Source organism: Flavobacterium coralii (genome assembly GCF_019891545.1).
Classification (GTDB): domain Bacteria; phylum Bacteroidota; class Bacteroidia; order Flavobacteriales; family Flavobacteriaceae; genus Flavobacterium; species Flavobacterium coralii.
On record NZ_JAHDIU010000004.1, the window covers coordinates 23,611 to 39,001 of the forward strand.

Sequence of the window (15,391 nt, forward strand, 5' to 3'; positions counted from 1 at the left end):
CAGTGCTGATAATCAGCCACAATGGCTAAAATATTTTATTTAAAGGTATTTATAATACAGCGGTATAGCTCTTGCGGCAGTACTAATCTTTTCTTAAAACGATATTTCTTTAACAATTAGAGGCGAGAGTTGCGTTTATATCTTTTATAAAATGTCAATTTGTCACTTCTGTAAAGATGGTATTTTATTTGAAAGACAACAGGCAGAACAATAAATTACTTATAACATGGCAACAGGAAAAATTAATGTTTCTGTAGAAAACATATTCCCCTTAATTAAAAAATTTCTTTACAGCGATCACGAAATCTTTTTGCGTGAACTTGTATCTAATGCTACCGATGCAACGCTAAAGCTGAAACATTTAACCAGCATAGGCGAAGCAAAAGTAGAATATGGTAACCCTATTATTGAAGTTAAGGTTGATAAGGAGAATAAAAAAATCCATATCATTGACCAGGGTATAGGTATGACCGGAGAAGAAGTTGAGAAATACATTAATGAAGTTGCTTTTTCGGGTGCGGAGGAGTTTTTGGAAAAATATAAAGACTCTGCCAAAGATTCAGGTATTATAGGCCACTTCGGACTTGGTTTTTATTCAGCCTTCATGGTAGCCGAAAAAGTAGAGATAATCACTAAATCGTATAAAGATGAGCCTGCTGTACACTGGGTATGCGACGGTAGCCCTGAATTTACGCTTGAAGCGGCAGACAAACAGGAACGCGGTACCGAAATTATACTGCATATTGCAGAAGACAGCACAGAGTTTCTTGAAAAGCACCGCATAAGTGAACTCCTTAAAAAATACAACAAGTTTATGCCGGTGCCTATTAAATTTGGCACTAAAACAGAAACACTTCCTAAGCCTGAAGATGCAGGAGATGATTACAAACCTGAAACAATTGAGGTTGACAACATAATAAACAACCCTAACCCTGCATGGACAAAGCAGCCTACCGACCTTAATGATGAAGATTATAAGGCTTTTTACCACGAACTGTACCCTATGCAGTTTGACGAGCCACTTTTCAATATACACCTTAATGTAGATTATCCGTTTAACCTTACGGGTATATTGTATTTCCCTAAACTATCTGCTGACCTGCAGGTTCAGAAAGATAAAATACAATTGTACCAAAACCAGGTTTTTGTTACTGATAATGTAGAAGGCATAGTACCTGAGTTCCTTACTATGCTGCGCGGTGTGATAGACAGCCCTGATATTCCGCTGAACGTGTCGCGCTCTTACCTGCAGGCTGATGGTAATGTAAAGAAAATAAGCAACTACATTACCCGAAAGGTAGCCGATAAGCTAAAATCATTATTCAGTGAAAACCGGGAGGATTTCGAGAAGAAATGGAATGATATTAAAATTGTGCTTGAATATGGTATGCTAAGCGAGCCTAAGTTTTATGAAAAGGCAGGTGCATTCTCATTATATCCAACAGTAAAGGACAAGTACTATACACTTGATGAACTTAAGGAAAACCTGAAGGATAAGCAAACCGATAAAGACGGTAAGCTTATACTGCTTTATGCAAGTGATAAAGATGCACAGCACAGCTACATAGCTGAGGCAGAAGAAAAAGGCTATGAAATATTGCTTTTAGATTCGCCGATTGTTTCGCACCTGATACAAAAGCTGGAGGCAGATAATGAGAACCTGACGTTTACCCGTGTAGATTCTGACCATATTGATAACCTGATAAAGAAAGAAGACGCGCAGATATCTAAACTTTCTGATGAGGAGAAGGACAAACTTAAAGGTGTTTTAGAAGAAATAATTCCTAAAGCAAATTATACCGTTCAGCTTGAAGCTATGGACAGCCATGCAGCACCTTTCCGTATTACCCAGCCTGAGTTTATGCGCCGTATGAAAGATATGAGCAAAACCGGTGGCGGAGGTATGTTTGGTATGGGTAATTTCCCTGAAATGTATAACCTAATTGTAAACACCAATCATGAGCTTACAGGAACGATACTGAACAGTGAAGATAAAACACAACAGGAAGCACTGGTTAAACAGGCATTAGACCTTGCCAAACTTAGCCAGAATCTGCTTAAAGGTGAAGAGCTTACTGCATTTGTAAAGCGCAGCTTTGAGCTGATTAAATAAGTATTTCGATTATAGATTTAAGATAATAGACCTGCAGTGAGAGCTGCAGGTTTTTTTATATATATTTGAAAAACTGAAAAATTACATCATGCTCCATACACTACGCTTACTGATTGCTTTACTGTTTATCACTACAGGCTGTTATGCACAAAAGTTAAAGACGTATGTACACCCAACAGATGGCTTTGAAATAGGAGTACCTAAAAAATGGGTAATTGAAAAACCGAAAGGTGATGGAATGGTTATGCTTGTAACCGGGCCTCGTTATAATAAGCATTTTGTAAAGGATGGGACAATAATGATTGAATCTTATGAAGCAGGTTATTTCAGCCTCGAAGAATTATACAAAGATGATTTAGAAACATTTCGTAACGCAGGTTATGAAATTCAGGAAGTTGATGATATTATTATAAATGGGCACCTGTTTAAATATTATTACCATACAAATCAGGCAGGTGCACTTGTAAACAAAAGCATTATATTTTTTACTGTAAAGAACAAAAAGCTTTACAGGTTTACGATGGGTGCGGTTGAACAGAACTTTGACGAACTGGAACCGCTTTTCAGGAGAGTAGCTGAAACTATAAAGCTGAACGACTAACAGCTAATATCCATAAATAAATATAATGCTACTCTACAGGTGTTGCGGCTTCTTTTTTACGTTCTTTAACGTAATCTGTAAGCATTTTACCATAATATGATTTAGAAACCTCGGGTGTCATCTTCTTTTGTATGGTGTCAAGGTAAATAACATTGGCATCATATATTTCAGAAAGTGCCAAGTAAGGCCCTACTTCATAGTTGGCATTGGTTAGTGCAAAGTTGGCTGTAAAAAGGTACCTTCGCTTGGTAAGCTTTTCCATCGCGTCAGCTATACTGTCTAAGCGTGTGGCGTCATTGCTCTTGGCAGCTTCCATATTTTTTGTGATAAGCTCTAGGTTAGTACCTGTAAAGCGGCTCTTCATTTTCAGGAAGTCCTCATAAATTTTATGATTTTCAGAGCCTGTAACCTTAGCTTTTGCAAAGAACTCATCATTAGTTGTTTCTATAGTCATTTCACCGGGCTCGGCAAAAAACGGCAGGTTGTTATCAACAGAGTTGGTTTGCCCCCTGTCTAAAAACAAGTAAAGCATTTCGGGCGACTCCAGTTTAAGGTGGCTTTCAAATTCAGACTTTCCGTTAATTATAATGCTGTCCATTACAATCAACGCAGTATCCCTTAGCTGCTGAATGTAAAGCTTACCCTGCTTTAATCCTTTTATATTGCCTTTAATGTGCAGATTGGTATCGCCATGGTCGGCTTCATTACAAGCAACAAATACTAAAAGCGCAGCAAACGCAACAATATATTTTTTCATAAAAGGTCACACAAAATTAAATCCGTGCAAAGTAAAGAAAATTATATTGCATTGGGCAGGGCCGTATAAAAAAAGCTGCCATACGGCAGCTTCATTTAATCTTTTAATATACGCTTGGCAATTTTAATATTACTGCGATTTATAAAATCTACAATATAAACGCTCAGGTCAAAACGCGCACCTTCTCCGCTAAGCTGCGTTGCAAGCGGCGCCTCTTTCTTTTTAGATTGCAGCGTATCATTTTTGGTGTTCCCGTTTCCTTCTTCATGAATTGGTATAAAAGCAAGCGAAGCAGCTTTTACAGGAGCTTTTTCTCTCTCTTTGGTACCGGCCATTGCAATTGCACTAAAGCCAAGCATAAACAATACTAAAACTTTTTTCATACTCGTAAGGTTTTGGTTGTTGTGTAGTATAAGGCTGTGATAAAGCACAGCCTTATTATTTCTTTATCCTTTAAGCCATGCCTGCCTTAAAGCCGACTTAGCCTCATGTGTTGCTTTATATCCTTCAACTTCCTCTACAGGTAGTTTTACATTGCCCTTAATTTCCTGCTCTTTACCATCACGCTTAATAGTAAGGGTAATTGGCTCGCCTTCTTCCCAGGCCATACTCGCCATTATAAGGTCGTAAATATTTTCTACAGTATAAGCAGTACCGTTTACCGACAGTATTGCATCGCCGCCTTTAAGCCCCAAATTAGTCATAAAAGCGTTATCTTCAATATTTGGCAAGATAATAATATTTCCGTTAGCATCAACAGTTACATACGGAATCTGCTGATTTTTAAGGAATGGGTTGCCGGGTTTTTGAATGACAGCCTGTGTAACACCCATTTTTGCGAAGTAATTTTCATACGGTATCGGGGTATCTCCGGCTACATATGTTTTTAAAAATTCACCAACCTGCGGATAAGTCAGCGCTGTTATCCTTGCAAAAAGTTCATCATCATTAAATGGTTTTTCGCTTCCGTACTCCTTGCTCAGGTCGCGCATAAGGCTAAGTATACCACGCTGCCCGTTGCTTGCTTCGCGCATCTCGATATCAATACACATAGCTATAAGCGCGCCTTTCAGATATACATTATAATAAGAATCTTTATAAGGCTGCTCCAAGATGTTCTTACTCATCTTGGTAAAATTCATAGTATCGTCAAACTGCCTCGACTGGTTTATCTTATCTGATATCCTTGTAAAGAATTCTTCTTCAGAAATAAGCCCCTGGTTTACCTGGAAAAGGTTTGCAAAATATTCGGTGACACCTTCATACATCCAAAGGTGTTCTGACATTTTCGGAGTGTTATAATTGAAGAAATGTATTTCTTTAGAGTGTACACTTAGAGGTGTTACAATATGGAAAAATTCATGCGAAACCACATCTTTTAGTGTAGAAAGCAATTGGTCCATCGGCATTGCCTCAGGCATAACAACTGTGGTAGAGGTTGTGTGCTCTAACGCACCAAAACCTTTTGCATCGTTACCCATAACATCAGACAGGTAAAGCAGTATAGCATATTTCTTTGTGCTGTTTATCGGGCCTAAGAATTTTTTCTGGGCACGCATCATCACTTCCATTTCAGGAGTTATTGCTTTAGCGGTTACTGCCCCGGTAGGCGAATACACACTTATCAGGATATCCATACCATCTACAGTAAATGTAGTATAGTCAGGCTTAGAGTACATTATCGGGTGGTCAACCAGCTCAGGGTAACGTGATACTGTAAACACATCTTTTTCAGAACTTTCGTCAGTATCTGTCATAGAGGTTGCTCCCCATAGTGTAGCAGGGTGTATAACCGTAAGTTCATATGGCATCTCACCTTTGCCATCAAAATACCCCACAAAACCATGTGTGTTAATCACAAAATTTTCGTTAGCAGCTATATTAGTTCCAGAAGGTGAAAAAATTTCGTGCTTGCCTGTACCTTCGGTATCATAGGTATCATTTACCAAATATGACACTTTTACAAGTTTATCCGCATTTTCAATTTTCCATGAGTTTTCGTCTGCTTTGGTAACGGTCAGTTCCTTACCTTTTTTATCGTAAGCCTTGAAGCCTTCAACAAAAGAACCGTAGTTATCTACCGAATAAGTTCCCGGTACAATTTTAGGAATAAAATAGGTTATGGTCTTTTCTTTTATCTTAGGTGCGGTTACAGTTACGCTAACCTTATCATCCGTTACATTTTTAAGATCTACGTTAACCTTAACGTTATCCTGTGCCATTGCCTGTCCGGCAACAGTAAGCGCTACAGCAAGCGAATAAATAAAATGCTTCATTTTACAGTTTTTAATGCCTATATGTAGAATGAAATCCTGTTTTGTTACAGCATATTAAAATTTTTCAAAAAAATAATTGAAGAAATTATTAAACGCGCTTTTTAATCCACTGCAAAATTTCATTCAGGGCAGCAGGGGCTATTGTTTGCTCTATCTCGCCATACTCGGCAGGAAGTCCCGTAGCACTTTCCTGGAAAAGGTGGTTAAGCCCCGGCAGTTCTTTTACCGTTACATCTTTATTCCCGCTTTTTGCCGCAATACGCTTTATTGCGTCAAGGTTAGCTACAGGAGCCACCTGTAAATCGTTACTGCCGTTTATTGCCAGTATAGGGCATTGCACCTTTTCTAAAGCAGGCGCAGGGTTATAACGTATAAAATTTACATACCACGGCGAGGTAAGCTCAGCCACTTGCATTTCTATATATTGTGCCACCTGGCTTTCAGGAATGCCTTTAGAAATAAAAAGTGGCTTGAGTTCTTTATTAAAAATCTCGTTAAGTTTTGCTTTTAAAACATTAGTATCTGTTTCCTGCTTAATCGCATCATATATCTTACGGTTAATGCCACCCAGTTTGGTAAGCTCTGCTTCGGGCATACCGGCAGCTTTGTTGATAAGGTAGTTTTGCAGCAGCATAAGTTCATCTCCCGGTATGGCAGTGCCTGCCAAAAGTACTATGAATCCTGTATCTTTATTAGTATTTGCTACCATAGGGGCTATAATACCGCCTTCGCTGTGCCCTATAAGGCCGGTTTTCTTCTTATTGATCTCGGGCCTCGACTGCAAATAAGCCAATGCTGCTGCGGCATCGGCTGCAAAATCTTCGGTGGTTGCACCTGCAAACTTACCGCCGGATGCGCCTGTCCCCCTATCATCATACCGCAGCACGGCTACACCGTTACGGGTTAAATAATCAGCAAGAACTAAAAAAGGCTTGTGCCCAAGCAGTTCTTCATTACGGTCCTGAGGCCCGCTACCGCTTATAAGCACTACAGCAGGAAAGTTGCCCTTTTGTTGTGGCAGCGTTAGCGTACCGGCAAGGGTTACGCCGTGCTTAGCGTTGGTGAAAGTTACCTCCTCTGCATGGTAAGGATACGGCTTTGCAGGTTCCTGCGGCCGTTTCGGAGCTTCTGTCTTAACTTCTTTCCTGCCGAGGTTTAGCGGCATGGGGAAATTATTTTGGGTAAAAGTTCCTGTTATGGCATTATTAGCATAAGTGCCTTTATATTCTGCTTTAATGGCAGGTATGGTAAATGTAAGTATATTATCTGTAAAAGCTATTTTGCTTACCGGAATACCTTCCGCACCCTGGTCGGGGCTGTCTAACGTTGCGGTATAGCCATCCTGTGCTTTATTTACATGCAGTGTAAGCCTTAGCTGCCCGCCCGGAAATTTAAGGAGTCCGTACCAGTTACCCGTAACATCCTGTGCGAAGGCTGCAACCGTAAAGAAAAGAAGAAAAAATAGGATTTGCTTTTTCATGTATAGTGGTTTTAGTTACCAAATATACTTAAAACTAACCGGCATAAAAAAAGCTCCCGTGCGGGAGCTGCTACTAAAACTTCTTATTAATATAATACTTTTCGTCTAAATCATCGTCTTCAAATGCATTAAAGCTTTGTGGTTTCGGCTTTGGTTTCCTGCCTGCCACTTTTTTCTTCCACAGTTCAAAAGTGTCCGTGGATAGCCTCTTGCGCATAATTTCCGTTACATCCTTTTCAGATAAACCAAATTCCTTTTTTATTTCCTCAAAAGGTTTCCTTTCCTCCTGAGCCAGCGTTACTATCCTTTCTATCGCCTCTTTGTCCAGTTCTGTACGGTTCTTTTTCATCAGATGAAAAATTAAATCATGTAATAGTTTTAAATGTTTAAGATTTGTATTATCAATATTACTAAAAAAATTAATAGATGCCGACCCTAAATTTAATTTTTACAGATTTTTTAAAAATCATACATTGAAACTAGCCCTGCTTTAAGATTTTTCTAAATCCGGGCAACTGTAGTGAGCTAAGCCTTTATGTTTTAAGGAATGTAAAAACTTCAGGTATAGCACCATGCCCAGTAGATAAGCACCAATTGTAACGGCAGGCGCAGGTATAAAACCCACAAGGGCAAACCAAAACCCGCCTTTTTGTTCATTGCCATGTATATATTAGCCGGAAATACCGCAATAAGCAAAGCTATTATGCCCCATGCGGCTATAATGCTGAATTGTGGCAGCATAAGTAAAAGTCCTAATATCACTTCTGCCGCGCCACTTATAAGGTTAAGCGCTTTCGGGGCAGGCAATGCCGGAGGTATAATCCGTTCATACATTTTGGGCTTCCTGAAGTGGTTAAGTCCTGCCAGTATGTACAGTGCGCCCATTAAATATAAGTGCCAGGGTAACGGCATAAGCAATCGGTTTTACCCAAAGTTACGCATTTTGCCCTTTGCGGGAGCGGATGTTCATGATAATTATTGCAGCAATAATAAGCACGATACCACCCCATTGTATAGCTGTTACCTTTTCATCTAATATTATGAAGGCCATCATTACCGATACAGGAAGCTCTAACGATGATACTATACTGCCAAGCCCCAGCCCGGTGTGCGGAAAACCCGCATTCATAAGCATAGGCGGTATAATTGTCCCGAAAAGCGACAGCAAAATACCCCATTTTAAAAAAATATCGGTATTAAAGCTGCCTGTCCATGTATAGGCTGCAAAAGAAAATACAATTACCGCCCCACCCATAAGCATATACAGGCTTCGCTGTGCGCTTGACAGATGTACCGCCACACGGTTAGAAGTAAACATAGTGGTGGTAAAAGATGCCGCAGCCAACAGCCCCCACATAATACCACGCCAGTCGGGGAAGGTGCTGCTCTCTACAAGATTGGTAGCAAGCGCTGTACCCACAAGCACAATAACTGCTGCAACTACCTTGCGCCCTGACGGAAAGGTGCGGCTAAGGATACCTTCCAGCACTACGCCCATCCAAACCGTTTGCATAAGCATTACGATACCTATAGATACGGGTATGTATTTAACAGCGAGATAGTAAAAAATACTCGTAAGCCCCAAAGATGTACCGGCAACCATAAGCTGCATTATGTCTTTCTGAGTAGCCTTTATTACCGCGCCTTTTTTGCGGGTTTTAGTAAAAGCGTTTATTAACAGCAGCCCCAGCAGCCCCAGTATAAACTGAGATGACGTTACCTCGGCAGTAGTGTAGCCCTCGCCATAAGCAAGCTTTACAAAAGTAGCAAGCATACCATAGCTCGTTGCGCCCAGCCCTACCAGAAAAACACCTTTAAGTATATTTGTTTGCGACATGTTTACCCATTTAAAAAAGCGGGCAAAGATAGGATAATACACTTAAAGCTGAAAGCAGGCAAGGTTAAATTAGCAGGCACTTTTAGAAGATGCCTGCTACAGGCGCATTGCTAATACCGATCAATTTTGGGTTAAAGCTGAATTTATCCTGGAGCAGCGAGGCATACACACTCCTGAAATCTGTTTCGTGCATAAGGTCTCCGTTAGAATCAAAATCAGTAAGGTTTGGGTTATTCCCAATATTTGTCCCTTTGTTCCTGCCCCCAATCACAAACATTGGTGCCGCAGTACCATGATCGGTGCCGCTGCCGTTGTCCTGTACCCTCCTGCCAAACTCGGAGAAGACAACAATGGTAACCTCATCCAGCTTACCTGCTGCTTTAATGTCTTTGTAAAAGGCATAAACAGCATCATTAAGGTCGGATAGTCTTGAAGCATGTTCAGATAACTGCCTGCTGTGGGTATCAAAGCCACTTAAAGATGTATAGTAAACACTTGTATTCAGATCGCCTTTTATAAGCCTTGCTATCCATTCCAGATTTTTGGCAAGCTTAGACTGCGGATAAGAAACTTCCTGTGGCGGAGCCTTCTTATAAGCCCTGTCCAGCTCTTCAGAACCGTCAATGGCAGAAGCTGCAATCCTCCTTACAAAATCAAGCTGCGGATTTTCGGATAATTTACCTGAACCGCCAACCACCTCTTTTGTATTAAAGTTAAGGTTATTCATAGTCAGGCTGTTCGGCTCCTCCCCTTTCAGGGCAAGGGTATCTATATTATCTATATTAACGCCACCCACCGGGTGATGTTCTTTATAATGCTGGTCTAAAAAACGCCCCAGCCAGCCGTGGCTTAAAAATTCATTAGAGGACGAAGCTGTTTCCCATATTTCCTGGCTCCGGAAGTGTGAACGGTTCGGTTCTGGGTAGCCCACATTTTGTATAACGGTAAGGTTGCCCTGTTGCTGTATATCGGCAAAGCCCCTTAATGCCGGGTGAAACCCCATTTCGTTACTGCCGCTTATTACTTCTTTCTTATTAATTGCAACAACAGGCCTGTACTTGTAATACAGTTCGTTCTTATAGGGTATAAACGTGTTTAGCCCGTCATTACCGCCAAGCAGTTGTACAAAAACAAGGCAATTAACGGGCTTAAAGCCATTTTGCTGCACTGCATATTTATATAAGAAATCAGGCAGTACCACCAGCCCCCCGGTGCAGGTAGCTGTTATCTTAAAAAAGTTTCTCCTGTTCATAGCTATATAATTTGAAATTCGGGGGTTTTAACCATGTAATTAAAAAGTCTCATAACGGCATTGTCGGCACCCGGTGACTGGGGCTTAAAATCATATACCAGCATTTCTTCGAAATTTGGCTGAAGGCTGCCATCAGCATAGGTTAAGACTCTTTGCTGTAAAGCGTTTATAACATCTTTGTTAGTGCCGCTATGCTGCCAGTTTATCTTTACCGCAAACCCTTCAGTATGTTCATCATCCTTATCACCTACAGACCGCAGCATATTTTTGCTGAAGTTCCTGCCGTTGCAAAACATATCAGCCACCCTGTTCCGCTGAACGTAAAGTTGTGCAGTTAGCCAATAGCTGCCCCCTTTCCAGCCCTTAACATTCGGCTGGTTAAACAGGTCCATACCCTGCTGCCTTATAAACAAAGCCGTAAGCTTGTGGTTCTGCCCTTTTATATTAAGCTCATCCAGCAGGTGCAACATATAGGTAAGCGGATCTTTTATTTTAGAACCTTCGGTTGGTTTATTAAATTCTTCGGTCACCAGTTTTTTAAGGAACGGCTTTATCTCATAATTCTCCTTGCGAAGGTAATCACCATATTTCTTTACCAATGCATCGGGCGGGTTATCATAAATAAACCATTGCAAAAGCTTACGGGTTATATGGTAAGGAGCATTGGGCTGCCGGAAGATAATATCCACCATTTCATCGCTTTTAAAAGCGCCTCTCTCGCCAAAATATTCAAAAGTGCCATCAAACTCGTTTCGGGGTACATATACCGCGCCATTATCTGCCGGGGCTAAACCAGCAAGGCCTTTAGCTCCTTCTTTTATGTCATGTTCAGTATAATTCCCCTCGCCCAGTGTAAACAGTTCTAAAAGCTCTCGGCTCAGGTTTTCATTAAAGCCTTTTGCTGTGTTTTTGGTATTATCAAGATAAACCACCATTGCATTAGAACGCAGCACTTTTTTGGTAATGTCTTTAAAATTGCCAAAGGCATTTTCCCTGAAAAGGCGGTTGTATTCGTAAAGCCAGTAGTTATTTTTTACTTTATCTCTGGTGGCGACAAAGTGGTTGTGCCAGAACAACGCCATTTTTTCGCGAAGCGGATACTCGTCCTCCTCCATTTTGGATATCCACCAGGCTTTCAGGGCAAAAAATACCTTGCTGTCCTCTTGCCTCATCTCCCTGCCAAGCTGCCTGTCTTTATGCATTAACTGCCGCTTTGCTTTTATATCTTCAATGGTTTTAGGCTCGTCTTCCAGAAAATGCGGCAGGCTGCTGCCCGGCTTTTGCTTGAACGACTGTTCCAGAAACCTCTCTGCTCCCAGCTTTTTTATTGCAGTGGCCTGCCTGCCCGAAAATCCCAGTCGTAACGACCATAATACATTTTTATCCATACCGGCATTTTTTAAAGGATGTAAGTTTTACAGGTAAGACTTTTTTAAACGCCGATAGTTTAAAATAATTATGATTTTTTGCTGGCCTCTTCGGTTAAATCGCTGAGGTGTATCTGTAGTGCCTTAACAGAAATTGATATTTCCCAAAATGAAACGGCAAGCGAAATAAGCATAAGCAGCAGGCTAAGCCCGAAAAGATAAGTACCCCAGTTGTGTATATCAGAAAAAAGCAATGCCATGCTGAATACTGAGAAGAACAGGCTGAGCACGCCATACATCTGCATTTGCCTTATGAGCTTTAGGCGAAGGCTAAGATTCTTTATTTCCAACAGTATGCTCCTGGTCTGGTTTTCCTGGTAATTCTTTTTAAGCCCGCGTACTATAGAAGCAACCGTTAAAAAACGATTGGTATAGGCCAAAAGGATGAGCGAGGTGGCAGAAAATAACAGTGCGGGGGTTTCAAGAGCTATTGTCATATTTTTAGGTGCAGATAAATATCTTCAAAGATAATATAAATACACGACAGGCAGTATAGTAACCTGAGCTACAGAATGCATGTAACTCAGCTTCAATGCCTACAATACTTTATAATATCCATAACACATAACCGCTTTTATTTGGTTTACCTTTAGGTATAAACTAAAAAACAAATTGTTATGGATTCTATTAACAGGGAACAGCCCGAAGATAATTTTAAAGACCTTGTGGGCACAGAAGCCCTCGATAAAATTAAAGAACTTGCCAAAGCAGCAGGATCATGCTTTTTCTGCACACAGATACGCACATCTCAACCGTTTGACACACGCCCGATGGCTGCTGAAAAGATTGACGATGAAGGTAACTTTTGGTTCTTAAGTGCAGATGACTCGCACAAGAACAGCGAACTGGAAGCCGACCCAAGCACGCAGTTGCTCTTTCAGGGTGGGGCACACACCGATTTTATGACGCTTTACGGTAAATCATACATCAGCAGGGACAAACAAAAGATAGATGAGCTTTGGGACCCAATGATGAAAACATGGTTTACGGAAGGTAAAGACGACCCGAGGATAACCGTTATTAAATTTACACCCGAACAGGGTTATTACTGGGATACTAAACACGGCATGGCGATAGCGCTGCTAAAAAGGACTGTGGGAGCCATTAAAGGCGAAACCTATGATGACAGCATTGAAGGGAATATAAATATATAATACGGCTGTATATACGCAAAAACGCTTCAGTTTCCTGAAGCGTTTTTTTATTGAGCCGATGGAGGGACTCGAACCCACGACCTGCTGATTACAAATCAGCTGCTCTAGCCAGCTGAGCTACACCGGCAACTCAATTCGGGTGCAAATATAAACCTGAAACCCAAATTTGCAAAAAAATAACTGCAAATTTTTGCAGTTATTTTTAATTAAAGTGCGTTGATTTTGTCAACCAGTTGTTTAGCAGACTGTTCAAATTCCGCGTTAATTTTATTATAGTGCTCTTTTTTATTCTCTACACCTTTTTCGTTCACTTTTTTAATAAGGCTGTCAAAAGAAGCGATAGCCTCATCAATTAAAGCTTCGCTTTCTTTAGTCGGTTTTCCCTGGGCTGTCATTTCCCAAATGTAAACCGCTTCTATAATATCGCTGAATACGTAGTTAATGTCTTTTTTAAGATTTTTTACACTTGCCATTTTCTGTATGTTTTAAATTTGGTACAAAATTATAATTTATCTTGGTTGCAACTGTTAAGAAATATATATTTCCAACAAAGTCGCATTGCCTTCAAGTTTATAACGCTTTAAAGCGGCGGGTATCAGTATAGTGTCTCCCTTTTTAAAGTCGTAAGATTTACCACCTGACTTAAAAGTAAAACTTCCTTCGGTACAAATATAAACAGTAAAGCTGCTACCGTCTTTTTCTTCTTCCATTATACCGATAAGCGGCACGTATGATGTTGTAAAGTAAGGGCAATCTACCATTACATTAGCCGTATTGGCTATATTGGTATATTTGCGTTTAGCATTGGTAGTATTATAATTCATGGCATCAAGTGCCTGCTCTACGTGCAATTCGCGCCCTTTGCCGTTTGCATCGGTCCTGTCCCAGTCATAAACCCGGTAGGTTATATCACTGGTTTGCTGAATTTCGGCAATTATAATCCCAGCACCAATGGCATGTATTGTCCCGGTTTCCAGGAAAAAAACATCACCCGCTTTTACCTCAACCTCATTAAGTATCTCGGTCAGGTTTTTATTATTAAGATGCTCAAGATATTCTTCCGGACCCGATTTATGCTTAAAACCTACTATAATCCTCGCGCCCTCATCTGCCTGCATTACATACCACATCTCTGTTTTACCAAAAGAATTATGGCGTTCTTTTGCCAGCTCATCATTTGGGTGTACCTGTATAGAAAGATCTTCGCGGGCATCGAGGAACTTAAAAAGCAGCGGAAACTGTATGCCAAACTGCGCCGAAAGCTTTTTACCTAATATGGCTTCATTATAATTTTCGAGCAGGTTGGTTAAGGTTTTCCCGGCATAGGTACCGTTCTTTACAACACTTACGTCTCCCTCGACACCGCTTAGCTCCCAGCTCTCGCCGGTAGTTTGAAAAGGAATTTTCTTACCGAGTACTTCGCCCAGTTTTGTGCCCCCCCAAATCCTTTCTTTCATTATTGGCTCAAAAACCAGCGGATATAATTCCATGTTATTCTCCTTTATAGGTTACAAAATTCCTCGGTGTTTCATAAAGGGTCACCTCTACCTCCATCGCTTTATCGATACGCCTGCGTATCCTGTTCCATATAACCACTGCAATATTTTCGGCAGTAGGGTTAAGGTCTTTAAAGTCAGATACATCAAGGTTAAGGTTTTTGTGGTCAAAAGGTGCTTCCACCTCTTCAAAAATAATATCCTTAAGCACCTTCATGTCTATAACATAACCGGTTTGCGGGTCTATTTCCCCTTTAACGCTCACAATAAGGTCATAATTATGACCATGAAAGTTAGGGTTATTGCATTTACCGAACACGCTGTCGTTCTGCTCATTCGTCCAGCCGGGCCTGTAGAGCCTGTGTGCTGCATTAAAATGTGCTTTCCTGCTAACTGTTACTTTCATTGTTATAGTGTTTACTGTAAAGGAAATTTATGCTCTTCCAGGTAATGGTAAAATTCATCAAATATAATCCTAAACCATACCGTATAAATATCAGGGTTGGCTTTCATATCCTGCTTTACCTCTTCTATGCCCATCCATTTCCAGCTTTCTGCCTCTTCCCTGTTTATTTCAGGCTCATTATCATAGTAGCCAATCATTACGTGGTCAAGCTCATGCTCTGTGAGGCCATTATCAAACGGTGCTTTATAGATAAACGAGAACAGTTCTTTTAGCTCAGTCTTTATACCCATTTCTTCCATAAGCCTGCGTGTGCCGGCCTGTATGTTAGTTTCGCCTTCGCGCTGGTGGCTGCAGGTGGTGTTGGTCCACAACAGTGGCGAATGGTACTTATCAGCAGCCCTTTGCTGCAGCATAATTTCATTCTTGGAATTGAGTATAAAAACAGAAAATGCACGGTGCAGCAAACCTTTTTCGTGGGCCTCCATCTTAGGCATAAGCCCCAGTTGCTCGTCCTGCTTGTTTACCAGTATAACTTTTTCTTCAGACATAGTACTGTAATAGCTTTCAAAAATAAGAAATTATTTGCGGGATT

General features: G+C 40.7%; 17 protein-coding genes and 1 tRNA gene. 3 read left to right on the top strand and 15 right to left on the bottom strand.

Annotated features, from left to right (window positions below; translation table 11 throughout):
• Positions 1 to 226: 226 nt before the first annotated feature.
• Together htpG and KJK34_RS07445 are read left to right on the top strand one after the other, a co-directional pair.
• Complete coding sequence (htpG, locus tag KJK34_RS07440) at positions 227 to 2,113, top strand: molecular chaperone HtpG (RefSeq protein WP_223053238.1); 1,887 nt, start codon at positions 227 to 229, stop codon at positions 2,111 to 2,113.
• Between the two features lie 88 nt (positions 2,114 to 2,201).
• Positions 2,202 to 2,714: a PsbP-related protein gene (locus tag KJK34_RS07445; RefSeq protein ID WP_223053239.1), complete on the top strand. Its 513-nt coding sequence runs from the start codon at positions 2,202 to 2,204 to the stop codon at positions 2,712 to 2,714.
• Positions 2,715 to 2,742: 28 nt separating this feature from the next.
• On the opposite strand, the gene KJK34_RS07450 is transcribed toward KJK34_RS07445, so the two are convergent.
• The 10 genes from KJK34_RS07450 to KJK34_RS07495 form a co-directional block, all read right to left on the bottom strand.
• Entirely contained in the window at positions 2,743 to 3,471 is a 729-nt protein-coding gene (locus KJK34_RS07450; protein ID WP_223053240.1) for a DUF4369 domain-containing protein, read from the bottom strand.
• Positions 3,472 to 3,566: 95 nt separating this feature from the next.
• Complete coding sequence (locus tag KJK34_RS07455; protein WP_223053241.1) at positions 3,567 to 3,854, bottom strand: hypothetical protein; 288 nt, start codon at positions 3,852 to 3,854, stop codon at positions 3,567 to 3,569.
• A 63-nt stretch (positions 3,855 to 3,917) separates the two neighbouring features.
• Positions 3,918 to 5,747, bottom strand: a complete 1,830-nt coding sequence (locus KJK34_RS07460; RefSeq protein ID WP_223053242.1) for a M61 family metallopeptidase — start codon at positions 5,745 to 5,747, stop codon at positions 3,918 to 3,920.
• Positions 5,748 to 5,835: 88 nt separating this feature from the next.
• Positions 5,836 to 7,227: an alpha/beta hydrolase family protein gene (locus tag KJK34_RS07465; RefSeq protein ID WP_223053243.1), complete on the bottom strand. Its 1,392-nt coding sequence runs from the start codon at positions 7,225 to 7,227 to the stop codon at positions 5,836 to 5,838.
• Between the two features lie 73 nt (positions 7,228 to 7,300).
• Positions 7,301 to 7,576, bottom strand: coding sequence for a TIGR03643 family protein (locus KJK34_RS07470; protein ID WP_438839204.1), 276 nt, complete (start codon positions 7,574 to 7,576; stop codon positions 7,301 to 7,303).
• A 209-nt stretch (positions 7,577 to 7,785) separates the two neighbouring features.
• Positions 7,786 to 8,139, bottom strand: coding sequence for a DoxX family protein (locus tag KJK34_RS07475; protein ID WP_223053244.1), 354 nt, complete (start codon positions 8,137 to 8,139; stop codon positions 7,786 to 7,788).
• A 22-nt stretch (positions 8,140 to 8,161) separates the two neighbouring features.
• Positions 8,162 to 9,064 carry an EamA family transporter gene (locus tag KJK34_RS07480; protein WP_223053245.1) on the bottom strand — a complete coding sequence of 301 codons (903 nt, stop codon included), beginning with the start codon at positions 9,062 to 9,064 and terminating at the stop codon, positions 8,162 to 8,164.
• An 82-nt stretch (positions 9,065 to 9,146) separates the two neighbouring features.
• Positions 9,147 to 10,316, bottom strand: coding sequence for a DUF1501 domain-containing protein (locus KJK34_RS07485; RefSeq protein WP_223053246.1), 1,170 nt, complete (start codon positions 10,314 to 10,316; stop codon positions 9,147 to 9,149).
• A 2-nt stretch (positions 10,317 to 10,318) separates the two neighbouring features.
• On the bottom strand, positions 10,319 to 11,704 hold the full coding sequence (locus KJK34_RS07490; RefSeq protein ID WP_223053247.1) for a DUF1800 domain-containing protein: 1,386 nt from the start codon (positions 11,702 to 11,704) through the stop codon (positions 10,319 to 10,321).
• Positions 11,705 to 11,772: 68 nt separating this feature from the next.
• Entirely contained in the window at positions 11,773 to 12,180 is a 408-nt protein-coding gene (locus KJK34_RS07495; protein WP_223053248.1) for a DUF2721 domain-containing protein, read from the bottom strand.
• A 180-nt stretch (positions 12,181 to 12,360) separates the two neighbouring features.
• Between KJK34_RS07495 and KJK34_RS07500 the strand changes: the two genes are divergently transcribed.
• Complete coding sequence (locus KJK34_RS07500) at positions 12,361 to 12,897, top strand: pyridoxamine 5'-phosphate oxidase family protein (RefSeq protein ID WP_223053249.1); 537 nt, start codon at positions 12,361 to 12,363, stop codon at positions 12,895 to 12,897.
• A 53-nt stretch (positions 12,898 to 12,950) separates the two neighbouring features.
• Here the strand turns inward: KJK34_RS07500 and KJK34_RS07505 are convergent.
• The 5 genes from KJK34_RS07505 to idi form a co-directional block, all read right to left on the bottom strand.
• Positions 12,951 to 13,024 (bottom strand) — tRNA-Thr (locus tag KJK34_RS07505).
• Positions 13,025 to 13,103: 79 nt separating this feature from the next.
• On the bottom strand, positions 13,104 to 13,370 hold the full coding sequence (locus KJK34_RS07510) for a hypothetical protein (protein ID WP_223053250.1): 267 nt from the start codon (positions 13,368 to 13,370) through the stop codon (positions 13,104 to 13,106).
• 54 nt (positions 13,371 to 13,424) lie between these two features.
• Positions 13,425 to 14,387, bottom strand: coding sequence for a type I phosphomannose isomerase catalytic subunit (locus tag KJK34_RS07515; RefSeq protein WP_223053251.1), 963 nt, complete (start codon positions 14,385 to 14,387; stop codon positions 13,425 to 13,427).
• 1 nt (position 14,388) lies between these two features.
• Positions 14,389 to 14,799, bottom strand: a complete 411-nt coding sequence (locus KJK34_RS07520; RefSeq protein WP_223053252.1) for a 6-pyruvoyl trahydropterin synthase family protein — start codon at positions 14,797 to 14,799, stop codon at positions 14,389 to 14,391.
• 11 nt (positions 14,800 to 14,810) lie between these two features.
• Positions 14,811 to 15,347, bottom strand: a complete 537-nt coding sequence (gene idi / locus KJK34_RS07525) for an isopentenyl-diphosphate Delta-isomerase (RefSeq protein ID WP_223053253.1) — start codon at positions 15,345 to 15,347, stop codon at positions 14,811 to 14,813.
• Positions 15,348 to 15,391: the final 44 nt, after the last annotated feature.

Coding starts and splice junctions, on each gene's coding strand:
- htpG (WP_223053238.1), top strand. CDS start 227: ATGGCAACAGGAAAAATTAATGTTTCTGTAGAAAACATATTCCCCTTA.
- KJK34_RS07445 (WP_223053239.1), top strand. CDS start 2,202: ATGCTCCATACACTACGCTTACTGATTGCTTTACTGTTTATCACTACA.
- KJK34_RS07450 (WP_223053240.1), bottom strand. CDS start 3,471: ATGAAAAAATATATTGTTGCGTTTGCTGCGCTTTTAGTATTTGTTGCT.
- KJK34_RS07455 (WP_223053241.1), bottom strand. CDS start 3,854: ATGAAAAAAGTTTTAGTATTGTTTATGCTTGGCTTTAGTGCAATTGCA.
- KJK34_RS07460 (WP_223053242.1), bottom strand. CDS start 5,747: ATGAAGCATTTTATTTATTCGCTTGCTGTAGCGCTTACTGTTGCCGGA.
- KJK34_RS07465 (WP_223053243.1), bottom strand. CDS start 7,227: ATGAAAAAGCAAATCCTATTTTTTCTTCTTTTCTTTACGGTTGCAGCC.
- KJK34_RS07470 (WP_438839204.1), bottom strand. CDS start 7,576: ATGAAAAAGAACCGTACAGAACTGGACAAAGAGGCGATAGAAAGGATA.
- KJK34_RS07475 (WP_223053244.1), bottom strand. CDS start 8,139: ATGCCGTTACCCTGGCACTTATATTTAATGGGCGCACTGTACATACTG.
- KJK34_RS07480 (WP_223053245.1), bottom strand. CDS start 9,064: ATGTCGCAAACAAATATACTTAAAGGTGTTTTTCTGGTAGGGCTGGGC.
- KJK34_RS07485 (WP_223053246.1), bottom strand. CDS start 10,316: ATGAACAGGAGAAACTTTTTTAAGATAACAGCTACCTGCACCGGGGGG.
- KJK34_RS07490 (WP_223053247.1), bottom strand. CDS start 11,704: ATGGATAAAAATGTATTATGGTCGTTACGACTGGGATTTTCGGGCAGG.
- KJK34_RS07495 (WP_223053248.1), bottom strand. CDS start 12,180: ATGACAATAGCTCTTGAAACCCCCGCACTGTTATTTTCTGCCACCTCG.
- KJK34_RS07500 (WP_223053249.1), top strand. CDS start 12,361: ATGGATTCTATTAACAGGGAACAGCCCGAAGATAATTTTAAAGACCTT.
- KJK34_RS07510 (WP_223053250.1), bottom strand. CDS start 13,370: ATGGCAAGTGTAAAAAATCTTAAAAAAGACATTAACTACGTATTCAGC.
- KJK34_RS07515 (WP_223053251.1), bottom strand. CDS start 14,387: ATGGAATTATATCCGCTGGTTTTTGAGCCAATAATGAAAGAAAGGATT.
- KJK34_RS07520 (WP_223053252.1), bottom strand. CDS start 14,799: ATGAAAGTAACAGTTAGCAGGAAAGCACATTTTAATGCAGCACACAGG.
- idi (WP_223053253.1), bottom strand. CDS start 15,347: ATGTCTGAAGAAAAAGTTATACTGGTAAACAAGCAGGACGAGCAACTG.